Source organism: Arthrobacter sp. ASL1 (assembly GCF_056680475.1).
Genome location: NZ_CM155284.1, coordinates 1242291 through 1263647 on the forward strand (window position 1 = coordinate 1242291; position 21357 = coordinate 1263647).

General features: G+C 69.1%; 18 protein-coding genes and 1 riboswitch. Of the genes, 8 read left to right on the top strand and 10 right to left on the bottom strand.

Going from position 1 to position 21357, the window contains the following annotated elements; all coding sequences use genetic code 11:
- The first annotated feature begins 45 nt into the window (after positions 1-45).
- Together AC1MEQ_RS05910 and AC1MEQ_RS05915 are read left to right on the top strand one after the other, a co-directional pair.
- Positions 46-948 (top strand): dihydrodipicolinate synthase family protein, encoded by a 903-nt coding sequence (locus tag AC1MEQ_RS05910; protein ID WP_479794838.1) that lies wholly within the window; start codon positions 46-48, stop codon positions 946-948.
- 110 nt (positions 949-1058) lie between these two features.
- Positions 1059-2063: an aldo/keto reductase gene (locus AC1MEQ_RS05915; protein ID WP_479794840.1), complete on the top strand. Its 1005-nt coding sequence runs from the start codon at positions 1059-1061 to the stop codon at positions 2061-2063.
- Between the two features lie 69 nt (positions 2064-2132).
- On the opposite strand, the gene AC1MEQ_RS05920 is transcribed toward AC1MEQ_RS05915, so the two are convergent.
- From AC1MEQ_RS05920 to AC1MEQ_RS05935, 4 genes are all read right to left on the bottom strand, one after another.
- Positions 2133-3473 carry a polysaccharide deacetylase family protein gene (locus AC1MEQ_RS05920; protein WP_479794842.1) on the bottom strand — a complete coding sequence of 447 codons (1341 nt, stop codon included), beginning with the start codon at positions 3471-3473 and terminating at the stop codon, positions 2133-2135.
- Between the two features lie 118 nt (positions 3474-3591).
- Positions 3592-4341: an AfsR/SARP family transcriptional regulator gene (locus AC1MEQ_RS05925; protein WP_479794844.1), complete on the bottom strand. Its 750-nt coding sequence runs from the start codon at positions 4339-4341 to the stop codon at positions 3592-3594.
- Between the two features lie 131 nt (positions 4342-4472).
- Positions 4473-6116 carry a gluzincin family metallopeptidase gene (locus AC1MEQ_RS05930; RefSeq protein ID WP_479794846.1) on the bottom strand — a complete coding sequence of 548 codons (1644 nt, stop codon included), beginning with the start codon at positions 6114-6116 and terminating at the stop codon, positions 4473-4475.
- A gap of 38 nt (positions 6117-6154) precedes the next feature.
- Entirely contained in the window at positions 6155-8218 is a 2064-nt protein-coding gene (locus tag AC1MEQ_RS05935; protein ID WP_479794848.1) for a caspase family protein, read from the bottom strand.
- A gap of 179 nt (positions 8219-8397) precedes the next feature.
- Here AC1MEQ_RS05935 and AC1MEQ_RS05940 point away from each other — a divergent pair, with 179 nt between their 5' ends.
- From AC1MEQ_RS05940 to AC1MEQ_RS05950, 3 genes are read left to right on the top strand one after another with little or no spacing between them, the layout of a single operon-like run.
- On the top strand, positions 8398-9897 hold the full coding sequence (locus tag AC1MEQ_RS05940) for a DUF3375 domain-containing protein (RefSeq protein WP_479794850.1): 1500 nt from the start codon (positions 8398-8400) through the stop codon (positions 9895-9897).
- Positions 9894-10709, top strand: coding sequence for a DUF4194 domain-containing protein (locus AC1MEQ_RS05945; RefSeq protein WP_479794852.1), 816 nt, complete (start codon positions 9894-9896; stop codon positions 10707-10709). The genes AC1MEQ_RS05940 and AC1MEQ_RS05945 overlap by 4 nt, the downstream gene beginning before the upstream one ends.
- Positions 10706-14053 (top strand): ATP-binding protein, encoded by a 3348-nt coding sequence (locus tag AC1MEQ_RS05950; RefSeq protein ID WP_479794854.1) that lies wholly within the window; start codon positions 10706-10708, stop codon positions 14051-14053. Before AC1MEQ_RS05945 ends, AC1MEQ_RS05950 begins: the two co-directional genes overlap by 4 nt.
- A 20-nt stretch (positions 14054-14073) precedes the next feature.
- Here AC1MEQ_RS05950 and AC1MEQ_RS05955 read toward each other — a convergent pair whose 3' ends face one another.
- The 4 genes from AC1MEQ_RS05955 to AC1MEQ_RS05970 all read right to left on the bottom strand — a co-directional run bounded on the left by AC1MEQ_RS05955 (position 14074) and on the right by AC1MEQ_RS05970 (position 17102).
- Positions 14074-14997 carry a cation diffusion facilitator family transporter gene (locus AC1MEQ_RS05955; protein ID WP_479794855.1) on the bottom strand — a complete coding sequence of 308 codons (924 nt, stop codon included), beginning with the start codon at positions 14995-14997 and terminating at the stop codon, positions 14074-14076.
- Positions 14994-15374, bottom strand: coding sequence for an ArsR/SmtB family transcription factor (locus tag AC1MEQ_RS05960; RefSeq protein WP_479794857.1), 381 nt, complete (start codon positions 15372-15374; stop codon positions 14994-14996). Before AC1MEQ_RS05960 ends, AC1MEQ_RS05955 begins: the two co-directional genes overlap by 4 nt.
- An 80-nt stretch (positions 15375-15454) precedes the next feature.
- Positions 15455-15808, bottom strand: coding sequence for an iron chaperone (locus AC1MEQ_RS05965; protein WP_479794859.1), 354 nt, complete (start codon positions 15806-15808; stop codon positions 15455-15457).
- A 97-nt stretch (positions 15809-15905) separates the two neighbouring features.
- Entirely contained in the window at positions 15906-17102 is a 1197-nt protein-coding gene (locus AC1MEQ_RS05970) for an FAD-dependent monooxygenase (protein ID WP_479794861.1), read from the bottom strand.
- 128 nt (positions 17103-17230) lie between these two features.
- Between AC1MEQ_RS05970 and AC1MEQ_RS05975 the strand changes: the two genes are divergently transcribed.
- Together AC1MEQ_RS05975 and AC1MEQ_RS05980 are read left to right on the top strand one after the other, a co-directional pair.
- The gene (locus AC1MEQ_RS05975; RefSeq protein ID WP_479794863.1) at positions 17231-18412 is read left to right on the top strand and encodes a PucR family transcriptional regulator; all 1182 of its coding nucleotides are present in this window, start codon (positions 17231-17233) and stop codon (positions 18410-18412) included.
- An 11-nt stretch (positions 18413-18423) separates the two neighbouring features.
- Positions 18424-19308, top strand: a complete 885-nt coding sequence (locus tag AC1MEQ_RS05980; RefSeq protein WP_479794865.1) for a DNA-3-methyladenine glycosylase family protein — start codon at positions 18424-18426, stop codon at positions 19306-19308.
- A 13-nt stretch (positions 19309-19321) separates the two neighbouring features.
- On the opposite strand, the gene AC1MEQ_RS05985 is transcribed toward AC1MEQ_RS05980, so the two are convergent.
- Both AC1MEQ_RS05985 and AC1MEQ_RS05990 read right to left on the bottom strand, forming a co-directional pair.
- Positions 19322-19675, bottom strand: a complete 354-nt coding sequence (locus AC1MEQ_RS05985) for an SdpI family protein (protein WP_479794867.1) — start codon at positions 19673-19675, stop codon at positions 19322-19324.
- A 65-nt stretch (positions 19676-19740) separates the two neighbouring features.
- The gene (locus AC1MEQ_RS05990) at positions 19741-20607 is read right to left on the bottom strand and encodes a siderophore-interacting protein (RefSeq protein WP_479794869.1); all 867 of its coding nucleotides are present in this window, start codon (positions 20605-20607) and stop codon (positions 19741-19743) included.
- 143 nt (positions 20608-20750) lie between these two features.
- A riboswitch (SAM riboswitch) is annotated at positions 20751-20867 on the top strand.
- An 11-nt stretch (positions 20868-20878) separates the two neighbouring features.
- Here AC1MEQ_RS05990 and AC1MEQ_RS05995 point away from each other — a divergent pair.
- Positions 20879-21346 carry a hypothetical protein gene (locus tag AC1MEQ_RS05995; RefSeq protein WP_479794871.1) on the top strand — a complete coding sequence of 156 codons (468 nt, stop codon included), beginning with the start codon at positions 20879-20881 and terminating at the stop codon, positions 21344-21346.
- Positions 21347-21357: the final 11 nt, after the last annotated feature.

Sequence of the window (21357 nt, forward strand, 5' to 3'; positions counted from 1 at the left end):
ATGGCACTCCCACCCCGTCCGTGCACCTGCTGCTAGCGTGTGCCCATGAGCGCATTCACCGGCCTGATCGCCTACCCCGTCACCCCGTTCGACGACTCCGGAGCGGTCAACCACGCCGAACTCCGCAGGCATCTGGCCGCCTTGGCGGTCTCGGGGGTCGATGGAATTGCCGTGCTGGGATCCTCGGGCAGTTTCGCCTACCTGGATGCGGCCGAGCGGGCAGCTGTCATCACCACCGCCGTCGACGCCGTGCGCGGGGCGAACCCGGCGCTTCCCATCCATGCAGGGGTCAGCGCGGTGTCCACCTCCGAACTGATGGGCCACGTCGAGGCAGCCGTGGCTGCGGGAGTCGACGGGCTCCTGCTCTCCACCGTGTCCTACGTCCCGCTGGACGACGAGGAAGTCGCCGCCCAGTGCCGGCTCGTCGCCGGGGCGTCGGAGACCCCGATCTGTCTGTATTCCAACCCCGGGACCACCAACTTCTCCTTTTCCCTGGACCTCATCGCCGAACTCTCCGTCGAACCGACGATCACCGCGGTCAAGGAATCCGCCCCCGACGTCCCGACGTTCATCGCCCGGCACGAGGCCCTCGCGCCGCGGGTACCCGAAGGCTTCAGTCACGGCATGAGCGGAGATGCGCTGATCGCCGAGGCGGGGTTCGCCGCGGATGCCTGGCACTCCGGCCCCGCCTCCGTATTGCCGGCCCACTTCGCGGCACTGCGGGCCGCGCTGGTCGACGGCGGGGCCACCGAAGCCGCTCGAGTGCGCGATGAGCTCGCCCCGTTGATGCACGAATTCACCGGGTTGCGCAAGCTCAGCAACCTCTATGCCCTGGCCCGGGCGGCAGGCATCGACTCCGGTGAGCCACGCCGGCCGTTGCTGCCCATCCCCGGCAGCAACCGCCGCGATCTTGCCCGCCTGCTGGGAGACGTCCCCGAACCGTTGTAGGCCGCCGCCTGCCCCGCAGCACCCGGACCCTGCTGTGGCCCGCATCTCACGAGGGCACCTGGCACACGCGAAGGTTCGAAGTCCGGGTCGACTCGTGCTAGACAGGGGGCATGGAAATGCGCAATTTGGCGGGCACCATGGTGCGTCCGCTCGGTTTGGGGTGCATGAACCTCAGCCACGGGTATTCGAACTTCCCGAGCTACGCAGACGGCGCGACCCTTCTGCGGCATGCCCTCGATGCAGGGGTCGATCATTTCGACACGGCCACCCTCTATGGGAGGGGGTGCAACGAGGAACTCCTTGGAGCCGCCCTGGGCAAACGCCGTGACGAGTTCTTCCTGGCCAGCAAGTGCGGCCTGGAAATCATGGCCCCCGGTGAGCGCGGGCGCATCGACGGCCGCCCGGAAACCATCAGGGCACAGGCCGAGGCCTCCCTGAACCGGCTCGGCACGAACTACATCGACCTCTACTACCTGCACCGGCTCGACCCGAACGTCCCGGTGGAGGAAAGCGTCGGCGCTTTGGCGGACCTCGTCGCGGAGGGCGCCATCGGGGCCATCGGACTCTCCGAGGTCTCCGCGGCCACCCTGCGGCGGGCTTCCGCCGAACACCCGATCGCCGCCGTGCAGAACGAATATTCGTTGGCCACCCGCAATTCCGAGCTGGGATTGCTGGAAGCCTGCCGCGAGCTGGGGACCGCGTTCGTCGCGTTCAGCCCGCTGTGCCGCGCCTTCCTCACCGGGACGCTGCTGGACCCGCAGTCCCTGCCCGACAAGGACATGCGCCGCTCCATGCCGCGTTTCTCGGCAGAAAACTATCCGGCCAACCTGGAGCTGCTGGCGCAGGTCCAGGCCATCGCCGAGCGACTCGAGGTCACGTGCGGACAGCTCTCGCTGGCTTGGGTGCTAGCCCAGGGCGAGCACGTCCACGCCATTCCCGGGACCACCAACAGCGGCCACCTGGACGAGAATCTGGGAGCCGGGGACATCGTGCTCGACGAGGCAACCGCCACCGAACTCGGGGAAATCATCAACTCCGGGACCATCCACGGCGCCCGCTACAACGCGGGCCAGCAGGGCACCATCGACACCGAGGAATTCGCGCCCACCCCCTGATGGCGTCATCCACCGCCTCTCGATGCCGGCTCCGCCGGTCCAGGACGCGCCGGCGTCGTCGTGTGCGGGCTACTTCAGGTACTTCTTACGGGCCGGGTCGATGACCTTCTTGACGTCGAAGAACTTCTCCAGCACGTGGTGTTTGCCCTCCAGTGCGGCCTTCATGCTCAGCCCGTCGACGTTGATGCGGGCCTGACGGAGGTAGTCGTCGGTCAGCTGCATCCACGCCGGCGTCGAGGTGTCGATGCCGAAGTAGAAATCGAAGCCGTCCTTCTTCAGCAGCCGGTACTTCGAGCCGGAGTAGCTCTCGATGCCTGCCAAGTCTGCGCCGAAGGGGAAGATCAACAAGTCGGTGTCGCCGATGAGCGGGCGGACTTCGTCGTCCCATTTCCGGGTGTCGCGCTTGATGCGGTCCAGGGAGGATGAGGTCATGTTCGCGTGGCCCCACGTGTGCGACGCGAACACCCACCCCTCGTCCTTCAGCGCGGCGGCGACCTTCTTGGCCTGTTTCTTCTGCGCGGGAAGGTCGATGTGCTGGTCATCACCGTATTCGATGTCGCTGGTGCGGTAGCCCAGCACCCCGTTGTAGCCGGTCAACGCGATGATGCCCTTGGAACCGCGGTACGAGAACCCGGGATGCTCCTCGACGAAATCATCGACGATGGTGGGCATGTCATAGGCCCCGCGCACCGTCTTGCCGTGGGGGTCCTTGTACGTGTTGGTGACCTTGCCGTCGCCATCCACGGTCAGGTTGGCGGCGAACCCGTCGCCCTTCATGTACTCGTAGTAGCTGACGTCGTCCTCCGAGAGGACCAGTGGCTTCTTGCCCTTCGGGAGCTTGATCGGCCGATACTCCATGTCCCCCTGGGCATTCTTCCGGGCGATGTCGTGCGGGTTCACCAGCACGTAGCCCTTCTTGTAGACCGAGGCGAGGATGGCCTTGAACTCCTTGACCGTCACCATGTAATCCGCATAGCCCTGCGCACTGGGGCCCGGGTCGAAGGCGCGCTTCGGGTCGACGATCAGCGAGTGGAAGAACAGATGGGAGATCTTCGAATTGTCCTTCCACTCGACCGCCCGCTTCTGCTGCGCGGTGACCTTCTGCGTGAGATCGTCCACGTCCTGGCCGTCGAGGGGCTTGAGTTCCTTCAACGCCGCCGTGTAGTCGTACTGGGAGGCCGCTTTCGTGGCGGCCTCAATGCGAGCTTGGTGGCGCTCCTCCGGGGAGGGGCCCTGCTCGGTGCCCTGGGTGGATTCGGGGCCCTGCCCGGCCCAGGTTCCGCCGCCGGGCGCGCTCTGTTGGCTCCCGGGTTCGACCGGCGCGGAGCAACCGCCCAGGGCGAGCGCGACGGCCAGTCCCACACCGGTGATGGCAGCCCGCATGGATCGGGTCGAGTCGTGTCCGGACATGATCCGCACCCCCTTGATGCATCGGCGGACGGCGGCTGCTGGGGCCCGCCACCGTTGCCTCCACGCTAGCGCCCGTGCTTCGGGGGTAGCGGCCGACACGCCCCGCGGACGCCAGGGTTCATCCGGTCGCGTCGGCGCGAATCCCCAACGCCGGGGTGGCCACGACGGGCGGGCGCTCCACCAAACGGTCCAGTTCGTCCAACAGCGGCGAGGCGTACTGCCCGAATTCCCGTTGGAGGTCACGTCGGAAGGCCGTCAGCGCCCGGCGCGCCCCGCAGGCGGCACCGCGGCCGAGATGGGCACGCACGAGCACCTCCAGCGACCATTCGTCCAGCGGGTCCAGCCCGAGGGAACGGCCGGCTGCTTCCACGGCCCCCCGCATATCCCCGGCGTCGAAGAGGCGCTTGGCCCGACTGGCATGGTGGTGGATGCGCTGGGTGCGCAGCAGGTCCTGTGCGACCATGACCCAATCGTCATACCAGCCCGGCAACAGTTCGGGTTCTGGCCCGAACAGTGTGGGTCCGGGGCCCGCATCGGCCAGGGTGACGCGTTCCTCCGCCAGATCGACGGCCACGGTCCCGGACAACGCGACCATCGACCCATCGACGGCGAGCAGACCCGGAAGGTCCCTGCCGACGTGGTGGATCGTCACGCGCAGGCTGTCCAGCGCGTGATGGTCGCTGCTCTCGGGCCAGAGTCTGCCACAGAGCACGAGGCGCGGCGCCGGGCCGGCGACCGCGAGCAACGCGACGAGGCGCCGGGACCGTAGCGGCACGGTGCAGGGCCGCCCGTCGCTGCTGAGGTTCCAGCCCCCGAGGACCTGCAGCCGGTAGCCACGCTGGCGTCCACCATCCGCATCCCACATCATGGTCTGCTCCCCCGTCCCCGTGTGGCAACCGGCAACCATCCATTCTGGCGCCCATTTTCCTCGCACCGAACGGGAACGTCAATGCCACGCCGGCCGGGGCCCGGAGGGGGGTGGTGCACGTGCCTCCAGTGTCAGCTCTTGGCCCACCGTCGAGCGTGCATGGCCAGCATCCTGTCGCGGAACCGCTTGGAATCCGGATCCTCGGCCGCCACCGAGCGTTCGCGGTGCAGCTCGTCGAGCTTGGCCTGCTGACGGGAGATGTCCAGCACCGGTTTGACGGCCGCGAACACCAGGCGTCCTCCGTCGTCGAAGCGGACCAGCGCCCCGCCGCGGAAGACCACCGCAGCCTCGCAACGAATCCCCAGGGCTCGGGCCTCGGAGACGCTGGCAACGAACTCCTGGACCAGCGAGGCCCCCGTCTCGGTGACGGCAAACCCGCTGGGACTGATCCGGGTGCTCGTGCGCACGGCATCCACCACCAGACCGCGGGACTGGTCGAGCGCCAGGGCCTTCATGAGAGCCGAGTTGTTCCACACGAAGCGCACGACCTCCTCGGGGCCGGCGTCGAGCATCCCGTTCCCGAACGCGTATTCGAGCCGATCCAGTCCGTCGACGCCGGTGCGGGACGCGGGATCCCCTGCGTTGATCCCGACGTCGGCGAAGCACTCCACCAGCGTCGCGCGGTAATTGCGCGGATCGTCCGGTACGAGAGTCTCGTCGGCGGCGAGGATGCCACGCAGCAGGTCCTCGGGGCCGGCGTCGACCGGGGGCATATACGCCAGTCCACGCACGAGCATGCGGCGCACGTGCATGCCCACGGCAGCGCCGGCGGTGGCCACCAGATAGACACTCGAACGGCCGCCGGGGGTGTCCAGGCGTCGGTTCCACAGTTGCAAGACCGTTTCCATGACCGCGTGGACGACGCCCGAGGCCCGCCAGTGCGGTTCGGGAGAGAGCCGCCACCCGGCGGGTGGGATCGCGGCCATGGGCGCGCGCAGGGCAGGACCGTGCCCGAACAGGTGGTCGGCCAGCCCGAAGAGCCCGGAGCGCAGGATCGCCGCATCCAACTGGTCTTGCCCGGCGGGCGCATCGGGGCCCTGCTGCAGCAGGGCGGCCTCGACGAGGCGCTCGACGACCTCCGCGGAGGTGAAGACCGAAAGCAAGGCCATGAGATCGGCGAGCGCCTCGTGCAGCGAGAACTGGTCGAGCATCGCCCACCGGTCAGACCATCGCGGGCGGTAGCCGGCCAGGACCGCGTGGGTGACCTCGTGGACGAGCAGGTCGCGGTACAGCGCCACGGGGGTGCCCGAGTACCGGCCGAGGTTGATGACACAGTCGGCATTCTGATAGCCGGTCTGGGCAGCGGGGATGTCCGCGTCGGCATCGATGCGCAGCCGGCGCCCGCCGGCCCAGCTGATCCGTCGGCCCAGGGTGCGTTCGAAGCTCGCGAGCGTTTCGCTCGCCACCGCGTACACATGTTGGGCGAGGAATACGGGATCGTCGGACACCGGAACACCACCGCCCCCGGGGGACAGATCCCGAATGCCCCAGCCGGCCCCGCCGGCAAGGTCGGGGGCCAGCGGCTCGCCCTGGGCATCCCTGACAGTGACCTCCAACCGGGCGCCGACGGGCCCCGGGGCAGTGCGTTCGGCGGGGATACGGACCTTCGTGACCAGGGGCAGGCCGTGGGCACCGAGAGTGACCGGGCCCTCGGCCACGATGGTGACGTCCTGCTGCTCGCTGGCCGTGTGTTCCGGCCGTCCGTTGCCTGCCATGCCCGGCGTTCCCCTCTCCCGGCGGTCCGGGCTCCGGCTCAGTACGCGGTGCCCCAGGCGGAGTTCAGTGCCGAGTCCTCCCCTTCGAGCTGGGCGACCTGGTCGAACCTGCCCGCGCGCAGGTCGGAGCGGACCGCCGTGAGCAATTCGTTCCGGCTTCGTTGGCCAGCTGTCGTGATCCCGTCGATGAGGTACCGGCTGAAGGCACCGTTGTAGCGGCCGTTGATATGCGCGTCCGCAGCCGTCTGGTCCGGTTGGCAGGCCGCGAAGAGCACGGCACGACGGTCCGCCGGGGATGAGCGGAACAAATCGCGCGTCGTGCGGGACCTGGCGGCCGTGGCGGCATCGAGCCCGCTCACCGTCGGCGGCGGTACGAACCGGGGCGTCCTGCCGAGCAGCAGGTCCATGGCCCGCAACCCGGTCCCGCTGTGGCAGGTGTCCAGGACGACGTCGACATGCGCCGACGCCGGCAGGTCGCCGAAGACCCGGTGCAGGTCGTCGTCCACGATCAGCGTCGTCGGGTCCCAGTGGTCACCGCGTTGGGCCATGTCGTAGGTCACGAAGGCCTCGTCCATCTGGTCGTCTTCGTCATCGTCGTCCGGGACCTGCGTGCCGTGGCTGGAGAAGGTGAACACCAGCTGGGCCAGGTCGCCGGAGCGGATGCGTGCCATGGCCTCGCCGAGTCGGCCCATCACCTCGGCCCGGGTGGCCTGTGCGTCGGTCAGCACGGTGATGTCCCCCTCGGCGAAGCCGAACCCTCCGGAGAGCAGCTCGTGGAAGTCCGCGGCATCATTGACGCAGCCGTTGAGCCAGTTGGATTGCGGCAGGTTCTCGAACCGGTTCAAGCCAACGCACAGGGCCAGGCGGCCTGGGGTGCGGGCCCCGTTTCCGGTCGGGCTGCCCACCGCCGGTTCCGGCTGTGCAGGCTCGCCCACCGCCGGCGACGGTCCGGGGGACGCCACGGGGGCCGAGCCCGCGGGGTCCGCTCTTACCGGGAGCGGCCGCTCGGGCTGGTATTCGACGATGGTCGTCTTGCCCAGAATCCGGCGCATGACCGACCCGAGGGTAGCCGGGTCGTTGTCGAAGGAGCTGTGGGATTTCGCCAGGCTCGAGGCATCCGGCGAAGCACCGCTGGTCGGTGACCAGATGGCCGTTCCCGCCGGGCCTGCCAAGAGTGCGCCCAACCGGGAGTCGGCGTGCACTGATTCCTGCAAGCCGAGCAGCGGCGTGTCCGGCTCGTCCTCGAAACCGGCCCGCACCAGGCACAGTAGTGAACGCCGGTAGACGCCCACCACGTTGTCGTCTTCCTCTGTCTGCCCGGTCATCCCGAAGAGAGACAACGACCGGATGCCCTGGTCCCCCCCGATGCGCGGGAGCAGACGCTCGGTGAAGTCCGCCGTGGTGACCGCGGGGGCCAGCAGGTGCAGTGATTCGATGTCCTGGCCGCCGGCGTCCAGGTAGGCCGGCAGGAACCTGGAGTGGAAGATCGACCCGGCCGAGTGCCCCGCGGCGTGCAGCGCCAGGGCACCGGGATGCTCCCGGGTATAGGTGGCGAGGCGCTTCGCAACGTACATGGCCCCGCCGTCGGAGGCGACCGCATGGGAGGCGCCGATCTTCATCTGGCCCCAGACTTTTTTGCCCAGCGGGCGGCTCGCCAGTTCGATAGCCCGATTGGCGCCGTCCTCGAACCATCCGCGGGGCGCCGACAGGTCGCGGGGGCCACCTCCGAGCAGGGAGCGCAGGGCATCCCAGAGTCCGGTTTCCCAGATGAAGAACAACGGGTAGACACCGTTTTCAAGCCACCAGGGGCACATGCGGGCTGCACCGGCAAGCCCGGCTGCCTCGGACACCAGCCCACCGTGGGCATAGAGGACGACCGGGACGCCGTGGCCGCCCTGGGCCTTCACGAACGCGGGCAGGTAGGCGTCGAAGATCCGATCCACGTCGTCGGGGCCGGTGGTGACCTGTCCACCGGAGGAGAACCGGCCATCCGAAAGATTGACCAGATGGGGCCGCAGCACCTGCAGGGCGTCGGCGTTCAGGGGCACGGCGCGGTCGGCGCCGGATGCGTCCTCCGGGGCGGCCACGGACAAAAGGGTCATCGACGTTCCTTCCCCGAAGTGCCGTTCGGCACAGCCAGCGGTCCGCCCATCCTGCCCGCGCCCGGATTACCCCGGCGTTACCGGGGCATTACCGCCGGCTCGGCTTCCCGATGCGCCGCCACCAAATCAGAGGGTGCTCTAGAATCGAAGGCCGGAGCCACTGCGTGTCATTTCCGTCCGTGGCCCCCCTCGCCCCGACCCGCAACAACCGAGAGCAGCCAGTGCACCCCTCCGAACCCGCAGCCGCGACGTGGGCCGACCAGCAGGAATTCAGGTCCTCCCCCGCCTGGAAACTCCTCTCGGCTGCACCGTGGACAGTGGCGTTCCTGCGTGCGGAGTTCACCCCGGCACGGCCGCGCATCACGTTGGAGTCCTTCCAGGCCTCGCTGCATTCCTTCCTGCGCCATCTGCGCTCGGCCGGGACCCCGCTGAACGACGCGTGGCGGGCCCAGCACTATGCCGATGCCTGGGTGCGGGCCGGTTACCTGGCCCGCCCGCTCGTCGATGGGGCGTTCGTCTACGAGCCGACCGCCCACACCTCCCGGGTGCTGACGTTCCTCGAGGGGTTTTCCGGCTCGGGCACCAACCTGAACTCGTCGCGGCTGAACACGCTGCTGACCAGCATCGAATCCCTCGCCCATGAAACCGATCCGGACCCCGAAGCGCGGATCCGGCAGCTCGAGGCGGAGATCGCCGAACGTCGTGAGCGCATCGAGGCCCTGCAATCCGGGACCAGCCCGGCGATCCTCCCCGCCGAGGGGGCCCTGGCCGCGGCCCGCAACGTGCTGGATCTGGCGGCCAACCTGCCCGCCGACTTCAAGCGCATGCGCGACGGCGTCCGCCAGATGCTCCACCAGGTCCGCCGGGAAATCATGGAGGCCTCGGTGGCCAAGGGCGTCGCCGTCGGCCGCGTGCTCGAAGGCGACCGGCAATTGCGCAGCACCGCCGAGGGCGAGACGTTCCGGGGTTTCACCGAGTTCCTCAACGACCCGGCCCGCCAACGCCGCTTCCGCCACGCCATCAACGAGGTCCTCGAACGCGATTTCGTGGACGGCTTGAACGCGCAGGAACGCCACACCCTGGCCAACCTGCTGCGCGAGCTACGCCGCCAGGCCGGCGAGGTCCACTCCAGCTACGGCAAGCTCTCCGAGTCCCTGCACGCGTACGTGCAATCGGACGAATTCCGCGACTCGGTCCTGTTGCGCAAGGCGGTGCGCACCGCCGAACTCGCAGTCGCCGGATCCACCGTCCTGGCGGCCCGTACACCGGTGGCCCCGGTCAGGCTCTACGCCCCGGCCTTCTCCACCCTGTCCGGGCTGGGGATCTTCGACCCGCAGGAACATCTCGCCCCGCCCCGGCTCGCCGCCCCGCCGGCGGTTTCCAGCGCCGACATCCGCCGTACCCCGGCCACCCCGAAGGCCGATGCCGGGCTGCTTGAGGACGCGATCGCCGCGGCCCGCCGCACCGCTGGCGGCAGCGCCACCCTGGGCGCCGTATTCGCCGAACTCGAGCCCGGCCACCTCCACGTGAACTCCATCCGCTACCTGGTCGAAACCGCCCGCACGTCCGGCCAGGACGTGGACACCACCCGCTACGAGTCGCTGGAATTCACCCAGGTCGACGGCTCGGCCCGCACCGCCTACCTGCCGGTGATCACTTTCGCGAAGGACCCCGCATGAGCCACACCCAACCAGACACCGAGCCCACGGACATGGACCTGGCCGACGACCACGGCACGGGGTACGACGACGGTGCCTCCGCGACGCCCGCAGGGCGCCGGGCCGAGGAGCAGCTTTTCGAGGGCGACACCGGACGGTTCCCGCTGGCCCTACGCCAGGCGTTGATCCGGTTGCTGCGCGGGCCGTACCTGGATGGCACGGCCGACGCCCGGCTCTGGCAGCTGGTGCTGGACCGCCGGATGGAGATCTCCGCCTTCGTCTCCGAACTGTTCCTGAAGCTGCAGCTGGACACCGAGCGCAAGATCGCCCTGCTCGTCCCGGTTCCCACGGAGACGGTGCACACCACCGCGATCGTGCCGCGTAAACCACTACGCCGCGAGGAGACCCTGCTGGCCCTGCGGCTGCGCCTGCTGCTGGACCGGCACGCCGGAACCGGGACAGACCCGGTCGTCTCCCGGGCCGGTGCCCGCGAGATCCTCGAGGAACACCGCCATCCCGGCGCGATCGACGACAAGCGGCTCGAGGAGCTCACCGATTCCTCGCTGGCCCGGCTGGCCAGCCTCAAGCTCATCCTGCCCACCGAGTTGGACGACGAATACCGGGTCTCCGGTGCCCTGGCCCTGGCCCTGCCGTTCGATTCAATCGACCAGATCCCCGCCTATCTGGAGTCCCTGGACCGCTCGGTCGAGGGCACGCCGGAGACGACGCTGGACCTGGATATTTCCGCGGGCGCCGACGAGGACGATGACGCCGAGACCGCGGATGCCGAAGCGGCCGCACCCACCATCGACGCCGAAGGAGCCGCCCGGTGAGCATCTCCCAGACCCTTCCCTTCGGGGACGAGATCAACCCCGGACAGCAGCGCCTGTGCTCGATCCAGGTCATCAACTGGGGCACCTTCCATGGCCGGCACGAACTCTACGTGGACCGCAACGGCACCCTGCTCACCGGGCACCCGGGCGTGGGCAAATCGACGCTCTTCGACGGGATCGGGCACATCTTCCATGCCGCTCCCCGCCTGAACGAGTCGGCCCACGAGGCGTCCACGCGCAAGGACCGGCGGACCACCTACTCCTACATGCGTGGACGCCGGTTCAAGACCGAAAGCGGCACCCTGTACCAGCGGCCCGGTGCAACCTGGAGCGCCATCGCCCTGACCTTCGAGGACGGTCTGGGCACGAAGACCTGCATCGGCGCCCTGTTCGACCTTCCCTCCCAGGGGCTCGAGGGCCAGGTCGGCAAGCATTATGTCATCGGCGAGGGAACGCTGGACACGGCGGCCCTGGAGGACCATGGGTCCCGGCGCTTCTCCCCCTCGTCGTTGGCGAAGGCGCTGCCCGGGTTCGAGGCATTCGACGTGCACCGCACCTTCGCCGAGCGATTCCGCCGCCGGCTGGGGATCGACAACGACAAGGCGTTCTCGCTGCTGCGCACCCTGCAGAACGGCAAGGGCCTGGACCGCGGCGTCAACCAGTTCTTCCGCTACGAGGTCCTCGAGGTCCCCTCGACCTTGAAGGCCGCCTCCGGCGCGATCGAGGACTTCTCCCACCTGCGCGGGATCCACCGCCAGCTCGAGGAGGCGCGGGCCCAACGCGATGCCCTCGAACTCGTGCCCGAACAGCACAAGCGCCACCAGGAACTCGGCGCACAGTTGCGACGGACCACCGATCTCGTCCGGGTGCAGCTGCCCCTGCTGCGCGAGCACCTCGCGGCCGACCTGCTCTCCAGCCAGTCCCAGCGCATCGCCGCCGAACTCTCCGGCAACCGCTCGGCCATCGATGCCGCCGCCGAAGCCAAGACCGCGCTGGAGGAACGCGTCCGCTCACTGACCGAACAGCACGATTCCCACGGTGGCCAGGCCGTCCAGGCGCTCGAACGCGAACTCGAGGCCGCCCGGGCACGCCTCGCCGAGCGCGAGTCCCTCGCCTCCACCCTGAAAACCCAGATGCACGACGCCGGGGTGCAGCTGGCGTTCTCCGCCTCCGGGCTGCAGGCGGCACGCCGCCAGGCAGCCGTGACCTCCGAGACCCTGCAGGGTGTGGCCAAGGACGCGCGCACTATGGAGTACGAGGCGATGGCCGCCTCCATGGAGGCACGCGAGAAGGCGCAGAAGCTGCGCCAGGACATCGACTCCTACGCCCGGCGCGGGTCCAACATCGACGGCCTCTCCGCCGCGGCCCGCCGCCGCATCTGCTCCGAGACCGGGCTGTCGGCCGAAGACCTGCCCTTCGCCGGCGAACTGGTGGACATGGCCCCCGGGGCCGGTGCGTGGCGTCCTGCCGCGGAAAAGGCGCTGCGCTCCCTGTCCACCACGCTGCTGGTGCGCGGGGCCGATCTGGAGAAGGTCACCGCGGCGGCGGACCGGCTGGAGGGCTATGGCCGGCTGCGCTGGATCGACCTGTCTGCCCACACCCCGGGCGGGGGCTCCGACCCCGTGGCCGCCGCTGGGCCCCGGGCCCTGGTCTCCAAGCTGGAATTCAAGCAGTCCGACGCCGGACAATGGTTGCAACGCAAGATCGCCGCGGATCACGACTTCACCTGTGTCGACACCGATGCCGCCCTGCACGCCGAGAAGCGGGCCATTTCACGGGCCGGAACGATCAAGTCAGGCCGCGGGGCCTTCGAACGCGACACCCGGGACATCGCCGCCTCCGACTACCTGCTGGGCTTCACCAACGAGGAGAAGATCGCCGAACTCGAGGCCCAGGTCGCTAGCCTGGAAGCAGACCGGACCGAAGCCGAGGAACTGGCCGCCGAACGCAGCCGCTCCAAGGACTCCCTGGCCCGCAAGCTGACCTTGCTGCGCGAACTTGCCGCCGACAACCGGCCCTTCTCCGCCCTGGACTCCGCCGTGCAATCGGCAGCCGTGGCCGAGCTCGAAACCCGCATGGCCGAGGCCATGGATTCCAGCACCGACCTGGCCGGGCTGCGTACCGCCCTCGGCGACGCCCGCACCGAGCTCGAGTCCGCCGTCGGGCAGCTGGCGGTGCTGCGCAGCGAGACCCACTCCCTGGAGCAGCGCGCCACACAGGCGAACAGCCAACTCGCTGCCGCCCAACGCTCCAGCGCCACCGGCGCCCCGGAGAACGCGGCGAAGGCCGAGCTGGTGCAGGAGCCCCTGTTGGCGGAGGCGATGCTCCGCTTGGAAGCCGGTGAAGTGGTCGACCTCGGCGAACTCGACGCCGCGGTATCGGCCACGTCGCTGACGCTGGGCGAACGGGTCACGGAGCTGCGCGAACTGGTGTTCTCCACCGAGGCCTCCCTGACGGAGACGTTCCGCCAGTTCACCCGCGATTTCGGGGTCTCCACCTCGGCCTCGTTCGGCACCGGCATCGCCAGCGCCCCGCACTATGTGGCCCTGCACCGGGCCATCGTCGACGAGGGCCTGCCACAACGCCAGGAGGAATTCCGCGATTACTTCTCCAACCGGTCCTACGAGCGGTTCTCCGACCTGCTGCAGTTGCTCGAGGAGGAACGCCGGGGCATCGGCGAACGCATCCTGCCGCTGAACCAGATCCTCGCCGACGTCCCCTTTGAACACGGCTCGCGCCTGCGCCTGGAGGTCAGGACCACCATCCCCGACGAGGCGCGGGGCTTCCGCAACGCCCTCAAGGAAGCGCTCGGCAACGCCTACGGTTCCCGCGGCGCCGACGAGCTGAGCGCGAACTACAAGGCGCTCGAGAAGCTGGTCGACGACCTGGACGATCCGGCCCGGTCCGCCTGGCGGGACACCGTGCTGGACGTGCGCCAACACGTGCAGATCAGCTGCAACGAGCACAAGCCCGGTGGCGAGGTCGAGAACGGGCTCGAACCCGGAACGCTCTCCGGCGGCGAAGGCCAGCGCTTCACCTCGTTCATCATGGGTGCCGCGCTGGCCTACCAGCTGGGCTTCGCCCTGCAGGGCTTCACCACCTACGGGACCGTGATGATCGACGAGGCGTTCATCCAGGCGAACTCGGACTACGCCGCCGCCGGCATCAACGCGCTGCAGGAATTCGGGTTCCAGCTGCTGCTCGCGGCGCCGGAGGACAAGATCGATCTCGCCCAACACCTCGGGTCCGTCACCGACATCATCAAGCACCCGGGGTCGAGCGTCTCGGGCTTCGTGGAGACCGGCCTCTCCCCCGCTGTCGCCACGGACTTCATCCTGCGCTGAGGATCCGGGTGCCCTGCGGGCTACGGGTGGAAGTGCTGCTCGTGGTCGGAGTGGCGCTCGGCCTCGATCTGGAACGTGGAGTGCTCGATGCTCACGTCGAAGTGACCGGCCACGCACGCCTGCAGTGAATCCAGCACATGGGAGGCCCGCCCGTCGTGGAAGGCCTCATCGCGGACCACGACGTGGGCCGTGAGCACCGGCAATCCCGTGGCGATCTGGGAGGCGTGCAGGTCGTGGACGGAGAGCACCAGCTCATGGGACAGCAGATGTCCGCGGACCTCGTCCAGGTCCAGTCCGTGCGGAGTCGATTCGAGCAGGATCGACGTGGTCTCACGGAGCAGTCGGAAGGCGCGCGGCAGGATTAGGGCGCTGATGAACATCGCCGCCAGCGCGTCGGCGCGCATCCACCCCGTGGTGGCGATGACGATCGCCCCGACGATCACCGCCACGGATCCCAGCGCATCGTTGACGACCTCGAGGAACGCGGCACGCATGTTCAGGTTGGCACCGCGGCCGGAACTGAGGACCGCGATGGCGACGACGTTGCCGAGCAGGCCGATGATCCCGAAGACCAGCAGCCCGGTGGCGGCCACGTCGGGCGGGGCGAAGAGGCGGCGGACGCCGTCGATCATCGCATAGAGGCCGACGGCGAGCAGCAGGGTGGATTGGGCTGTCGCCGAGAGGACCTCGGCCCGGCGGAATCCCCAGGTGCGCCGATCCGTGGCCGGTCGGCCCATGAGGGTGGCGGCGGTCAGGGCCATGAGCAGGCCGGCTGCGTCGGTGAGCATGTGGGCGGCGTCGACGAGCAATGCCAGGCTGCCGGTGACGACGGCGCCGATGACCTCGGCGATGAGGATCGCCGCGGTGATCGCGAACGCGATGGCCAGCCGGGGCCGATGGGCAATCGCCCCTCCGCTGTGGTCGTGGGAATGTCCGTGGCTCATGGCGTATCCGCTCCGTGGCCGTGGGATTCGTGCCAGTGGTGGGCCCCCAGGGCGACCTCGCGGCCGGTGGCCGCCAGCAACGATTCGGCGGCGACCAGCATGGTTTCCAGCCCGTCGACTTCCGCCAGCGAGAACATGCTGGCGCGTCCCACCGGCCGGGAGACCACGAGCCCGCAATCGCGCAGGCAGGACAGGTGGGCGCTGACCGTGCTCTGCGCCAAACCCAGATGCTCGGTGAGTTCCCTGACCATGTGCTCGCCGGATCGCAGATGGCGCAGGATCAGCAGGCGGGTCGGATCGGCCAGCCCGTGGAACAACGCTGCGGCGGGTGCCAAGGCGCTCGTCGTCGGTTCGGCCACCTTCGCTATCATCGTCATATTACGATGATAACCGGTGGGTTGGAACGTGGCCAACCCGCGCCATTGGCCGGCCAGGGGCCCCGACCCCGGCGGTGGGGCTACCGTCCCCTGGCGTCGATTTCCTCGCGGCGTGCCGCCACGATGCTGCGGAGGGTGTCGCCGGGCAGCGGGCGTTCGGCCGAGTAGTGCACGCTTCCGGTCGTCGTCTCGAAACCGTCCAGCAGCTCCTGGTGGCTGGCGATGATCGACCCGCTGAAGGGGTAGAGCGCCAGGAACTTCTTGGCCTTCACCGTGGCGATGAGCCCCTTGCCCCGGTAGATGAGTGCAGCCATGGCATAGCTCGTGCCCTCCTCGGCTTCGGGAACCACCTCCCGCGCGAGCGCGTAGACGCGTTCGAGCGCGAGCCGGTCGCCTCCCTCGATGGTCTCCAGATAGCTTCCGACGTCGCCCATGCGCAGATCCTACGCCGGAAGAGCGGCACGCGGACCGGCCCCGTGGTGGCGGTGGGCGAACGGTCACCGCGTTCCCCGCAGGTCGGGGGCTGGCCGCTCAACCTCCGAGAGCGGAGACCTCGGGTACCTGCTCGTCGGCCCTGAAGGAATGGATCCACGCCAGATGCCGGTCGAAGGCGTCGGGGGCGGCCAGCCGGGCGTTGCGCTCATCGGCGCGGGGGCCATCCGGCAGGTGCAGCACTTCCCCTGTGGTCACCGAAGCGTCCACCACCTTTCGGGTGCGGAAGCGCCGACGCCGTTCGTACTCGCTGCGTGCGGCGTCCCAATCCCGGGAACCACTCAGCAGATCCGCCAGCACGATCGCGTCCTCGATGGACTGGTTGGCCCCTTGGCCATGGTGGGGGACGGTGGCGTGCGCCGCGTCTCCGAGCAATGTGACGCGCCCCTTGGACCAGTGCGTGAGCGGAGGACGATAGAACAGCGCCCACTTTTCGTGGACGGGAACGGCCGAGATCATCTCCACCACTGGGGGCGCCCAGTGGGCGAACGGCTCAACATGAGCGCCGTCCTGCGCCGGTACCACCCAGCCCTTTTCGGCCCACGGCAGGGACTCGCGCTTGACCAGGAAGAAGTTCTGGTCGCCGTTGCCGATCGGGTAGTGCAGCAGGTGGCCGCCCGGCCCCATCCAGAATTGGATGGCCTCACGGTCGGGAAGGGACGGCAACAGCTCCGGCGCCACGATGCCCCGGGCCGCGGTGCACCCGGAATAGCGTGCGTCGTCGTACCCCAACAAAAGCTGCCGTGTCAGCGACCTGGCGCCGTCGGCGCCAATGACCAGATCCACCTCCGCCACATCCCCGTCCGCGAACGACAGGCGCGCCGAGGAACCGCTGTCGTCGATGTCCGTCACGCGCTTGCTCAGGTGCAGGCTTCCCGGTGCGAGGGCATCGAACAAGATGGCCTGCAGGTCAGCACGGTGGATGCCCGTGTAGGGCGCTCCGTATCGCCGGCGGTAGTCCTCTCGCGAGGACAACCGGGCAATCAGTTCACCGGAGGGGCCATCGCGGAAGACCAGACCGTCGACTTCCGCCCACTTCGCTCCCAGCTGGCTGCCCATGCCGAAGCGGTCGAGATAGAAGCGGGTGGCGTTGGCGGACAAGGCGACAGCCGCGCCGACTTCCTTCAGGACCGCCGTCCGCTCGAAGAGCTGGGCGTCGATCCCCCGACGTTGCAACTCGATGGCCAGGGTCAGTCCACCGATGCCGGCTCCGACGATCGCAATGCGCTGGGTCATGCTCCGCAACTCCTTCAGACTCGATAACCTGACCAGCCTACGGAGTGGGCGACGTCCATTCACTGGTCAATCGTGCAAAAACCAAGGGCGCTAATCCGACAGAGTGTCCATATGTGAGGAGGACGTCGATGTCCATGACAGCCGGCTTGGATGATGCCCTGCAGGATCTTGCCGCGACGACCGGGCGCCGTCTGGTGGTCGTGGACTGGACCATGTCAGTGGTCGGTTACTCCATGCACGAAACGTCGGCCGACCGCCGCCGCCTCGCGGTGCTGCTCGCCGATTCGGGTCAGTGGGAACCACCTGCTCCGTCGTCGCGCGGTCCCGTGGAACTGACCTTGCCCCAGGCCGGGGCATGCCTGTTCATCCCCCTGACGGACCATCGGCGCCGGGTCGGCTACCTCTTGGTCGCGCTGGACGCGATGCCGATGGACGACCGCAGTATGTCCCTTCTCCAGGAGGCGGCCGCGAACCTCGGCATCCAGTTGTCGCTGCGCTTGCTGTACGAGGAACATGCCCGAGGCCGGGCCAGGGAACTGCTGCGGCAAGTCACCGGCTCTGACCCACTCAACCGCCGGGCCGCCGCGGAAGCCCTGGTTGCCGAACGGCATGTCGGGGTCTCCCGGCGCTATGCCGCGGTGGCCATCAGCGGGGATCCCCGTCCCGGACGCACCTCCGGAGGCACCGCGCTGGCCGTGCAGGCGACGCTGGATTTCGTCGCCCAATCATCGACAGCATCGGTCGTGGGTGCCACCCTGGACGACGGCACCGGCATCGTCCTGTTTCCTCGCCCGGTCGTCTCCCACAGACTCGCCGGGATCCTCGCCGACCCGCGGCTCGGCGGCGTTCGTGCTGGAATCGGCCCGATGGTTGAGCAGCTCGAGGACGTGCACCGTTCCTTCGACTTGGCGCGCCGGGCCCTCCGCGCCGCGTGGCTCTCCCCCGCCGACCACGGCCTGGTCACGACCTGGGACGAGGCCGGACTGGACGGGGTCCTGGCCCTGCTGCCCGTCGAACAGCTGACCACCGACGACCTGCCGTTGTCCGCGCGTACCCTGTTGGCAGCCGAGCTGCCCGGCGAAGCCATGTCGACCCTCCAGGCGTATCTGGATCACGGCGGTGACGCCCAGCACACGGCCCGCACGCTGAACATCCACCGCTCGACGTTGTACTACCGGCTTGGACGGGTCAGGTCGGCCCTGGGCACCGACCTGCGTGACGGACGGCTGCGCGCGGAGCTGCAGGTGGGCCTTCGCCTGCATGGCATGTTGCCCAGCGGAGCCGCCAACCACCGCGGATCCAGGCACTAGACTCGCTGTCCATGGACGCGACGCAGCAGGACCCGGGACCGGTACTGCAAGTGGACGCCAACGGCCAGCTGGATCCACAGTTGTGCTTGTCCATCCTCGCCGCCCACGCCATCCCCGGTATCGACGAGCGCGTGGGGGCCGAACACCGCCGACCCGTCCGACTCGCCGGACGGGTGGTCACCCTCGGACTGCGGTTCACCACCGACGCGGTACTGATCCGCAGCATGGGGCAACCGCTCGCCGTCGCCGACGGGCCCGCAGTCGCGTCGCTCGTCCGCCGGTGGTTCGGCCTCGATGAGGACCTGGCCCCGGCCAACAAGCACCTGTCCCGCGATCCGCTGCTGGCCCCGCTGGTGGCCCGGCGCCCGGACCTGCGGCGGATCGGCTACCCGGATGCCTTCGAGGCCGCGGCAACCACCGTGCTGGGCCAGCAGGTCTCGGTGGCGGCGATGCGGACCTTCGCCGGGCGGCTGGTCGCCCGCTGGGGCGAGACGCCGGAGCACGGGCTGCACCTGTTCCCGGCGGCGGATGTCGTGGCCCGGGTCCCGGAGGACGCGCTGCAGGCGGCGATCGGCCTGACCGGTGCGCGGACCCGGACGCTGCGGGCCGTGGCAGGCGCATTCGTGGACGCCGGCTCCGGGGAACAGCCCGGCGCCGCCTTCCCGCTGACCCGCGAACAGCTGCTGGCGCTGCCGGGCATCGGCCCGTGGAGCGCGGACTATCTGGCGGTGCGCGCGCGCTTGGATCCGGATGCGTTCACGCCCGGAGACCTGGTGCTCCGGCGTGCGCTCGGGCGGATCAGTGCCCGCGAGGCCGAGGCCCGGGCCGAGGCGTGGCGGCCCTACCGGGCGCATGCACTGTTCCACCTGTGGAGCGAGGAAGCCTACTCGAAATAGCTCCGTATCCGGGTCAGCGGTGTTCTTGACCGGCCAGGACCGAACGTGCTGCCCGGGAACCGACAACAGAGCCGACGATGACGCCGACCATCAACAGGGCCACGGACAGGACCACCAGGAGCGTGTGCTCGGACTCCGAACCGCCGAAGAACACCGGTGCCAAGCAGATAACGGCGGCAACGCAACCGATGATCGTCGGGGTCCGCGCTGCCCGATGCCCCGCCAGCCAGGTCTGTTCGTTGGCCATCATGGTCGACGTGCGGATCCCTGCCACCGGGTTGACGCCGATGCGTCCATTGGCGCATCCCACCACCACCACGGCAAGCCCGACATAGACAACCAGCAGAACCACCGAAGAAACGATCATCCACCTACCCTAGCGAGTCCATTCCGTGCGTTGCGGGTTCGGAGCCGAGGCCGGCAAATCCCGGGTCAGCCGCGGACGGCGTTCTGGACACCGGATTCGTCGGGGAAGATCTGCCCGATCGGTTCGCGCTTCTCCGCCTGGAACGTCTCCTCGGCCCGGCCGAACGCCCAATACGCGGAGAGCGAGAGCGCCTTGCGGTCCACGCCCTTCTCGTCCGCGAGGTAACGGCGCAGCGCCTTGACCATCTCGCGCTCACCGTGGGCGAAGACCTGTACCTCGCCGTCGTGCCAAGGGCCGGCCATGACGGCTGCGGCCAGCCTGGTGCTCTCCGGGGTGAACGGGCCGCCGCGGTGCAGCCAGTGCACGTTCATGCCCTTGGGGGCCTTGAACTTGACCTCGTCCTTCTCCTCGGCGACCTCGACGTAGACCTCGCCGACGGCGGAGCGGTCCATTGCCTCCAGCGCCGCGGCGATGGCCGGCAGCGCGGATTCGTCGCCGGCCAGCAGGTGCCATCCGGCCTCCGACGCCGGGCGGTACATCCCGCCGGGGCCGGAGAAGCAGACCAGGTCGCCGGGCTTGGCATGGTTCGCCCACGGTCCCGCAATGCCTTCCTCGCCGTGCACGACGAAGTCGATCTGCAGGGTCTGCGCGGCCTCATTCACGCTGCGCACGGTGTAGGTGCGACGCACCGGCATGCGCTCGGGCGGCAGCACGCTGCGCAGCTCGTCCAGATCATAGGGCGGGGTGAGGCCCAGGGCTGGATCGGCGAAGAGCAGCTTGACGTACTTGTCGGTGGCGTCCTTGTTGCGGAACGCGGCGAAGCCCTCGCCGCCCAGGGTCAGGCGGACCATGTGCTTGCCGATCTTGCGCCGGGTCACCACCTCCAGCACCACCAGCGGGCGCGGCGGCCGGGTAGTTGCGGGGACGGTCATTCGCGGATCACTCCTTCGGGCGCCGGGCACAACCCGGCTAAAGTCTTTCCCCCAGCCAATCCCACGCGGACGGCCAACGCAAACCGTGTACGCCATGGGCGAAGAAGTTACCCCGGGGGCCGGATCCGCTAGGCTGGTGAAAGCTTCACGAGCTGCGGCCACGCACGGGCTCCGACCCGGCCGTACACCAACCCCATGCTTCACGGGTGGTTCGGATGACGAAGCGGCCCGGCGCGCACGGTGTCGGGCAAGAGCACGCGAAAGGCACGCCATGGGCCACCTGTCCCGCACCCGCATCGAATCCGTTTGCCATTCCGGTACGCCCGGTCACCTGCCGCCTGCACCGGCCACGCGCCCCGGGCTGCTCGCGGATGCCACCGGCTGGATTCCGGTCACCGTCTTTTTCGACCTGCCGGCCCAGTCGCTGACCATGGCCTGCCCGTCCGGGGCACGCTGGCACGGCCACCACCACGACGTCGGCGCACTCTGGGCGGCCGTGCGTCGCACCGTCCCGGCACCAGGGCACGACGCCGGTTCCCGGCTGCCGCTGGTGGGCTCGGCGGTCTGCCACTGGCATCCGGGCACCGGCGTCCTGGGACTGCCGGCCGATCCGCGTATCAGTGCCGGGCGGTCCTACGTGCAGCTGGTGCCCGGCCCGCTGGAACCGTGCCGGCTGGTGCACGATGCGCAGCTGGCGGCGGCGTTCGCGGCGGTTACAGGAATACCGGTTCGCCGATGAACTCCGCGAGC

What these genes read in the sequence shown, in the direction of transcription:
- AC1MEQ_RS05910 (WP_479794838.1), top strand. Translation starts at nt 46, where the DNA reads ATGAGCGCATTCACCGGCCTGATCGCCTACCCCGTCACCCCGTTCGAC.
- AC1MEQ_RS05915 (WP_479794840.1), top strand. Translation starts at nt 1,059, where the DNA reads ATGGAAATGCGCAATTTGGCGGGCACCATGGTGCGTCCGCTCGGTTTG.
- AC1MEQ_RS05920 (WP_479794842.1), bottom strand. Translation starts at nt 3,473, where the DNA reads ATGTCCGGACACGACTCGACCCGATCCATGCGGGCTGCCATCACCGGT.
- AC1MEQ_RS05925 (WP_479794844.1), bottom strand. Translation starts at nt 4,341, where the DNA reads ATGATGTGGGATGCGGATGGTGGACGCCAGCGTGGCTACCGGCTGCAG.
- AC1MEQ_RS05930 (WP_479794846.1), bottom strand. Translation starts at nt 6,116, where the DNA reads ATGGCAGGCAACGGACGGCCGGAACACACGGCCAGCGAGCAGCAGGAC.
- AC1MEQ_RS05935 (WP_479794848.1), bottom strand. Translation starts at nt 8,218, where the DNA reads ATGACCCTTTTGTCCGTGGCCGCCCCGGAGGACGCATCCGGCGCCGAC.
- AC1MEQ_RS05945 (WP_479794852.1), top strand. Translation starts at nt 9,894, where the DNA reads ATGAGCCACACCCAACCAGACACCGAGCCCACGGACATGGACCTGGCC.
- AC1MEQ_RS05955 (WP_479794855.1), bottom strand. Translation starts at nt 14,997, where the DNA reads ATGAGCCACGGACATTCCCACGACCACAGCGGAGGGGCGATTGCCCAT.
- AC1MEQ_RS05960 (WP_479794857.1), bottom strand. Translation starts at nt 15,374, where the DNA reads ATGACGATGATAGCGAAGGTGGCCGAACCGACGACGAGCGCCTTGGCA.
- AC1MEQ_RS05965 (WP_479794859.1), bottom strand. Translation starts at nt 15,808, where the DNA reads ATGGGCGACGTCGGAAGCTATCTGGAGACCATCGAGGGAGGCGACCGG.
- AC1MEQ_RS05970 (WP_479794861.1), bottom strand. Translation starts at nt 17,102, where the DNA reads ATGACCCAGCGCATTGCGATCGTCGGAGCCGGCATCGGTGGACTGACC.
- AC1MEQ_RS05975 (WP_479794863.1), top strand. Translation starts at nt 17,231, where the DNA reads ATGTCCATGACAGCCGGCTTGGATGATGCCCTGCAGGATCTTGCCGCG.
- AC1MEQ_RS05980 (WP_479794865.1), top strand. Translation starts at nt 18,424, where the DNA reads ATGGACGCGACGCAGCAGGACCCGGGACCGGTACTGCAAGTGGACGCC.
- AC1MEQ_RS05985 (WP_479794867.1), bottom strand. Translation starts at nt 19,675, where the DNA reads ATGATCGTTTCTTCGGTGGTTCTGCTGGTTGTCTATGTCGGGCTTGCC.
- AC1MEQ_RS05990 (WP_479794869.1), bottom strand. Translation starts at nt 20,607, where the DNA reads ATGACCGTCCCCGCAACTACCCGGCCGCCGCGCCCGCTGGTGGTGCTG.
- AC1MEQ_RS05995 (WP_479794871.1), top strand. Translation starts at nt 20,879, where the DNA reads ATGGGCCACCTGTCCCGCACCCGCATCGAATCCGTTTGCCATTCCGGT.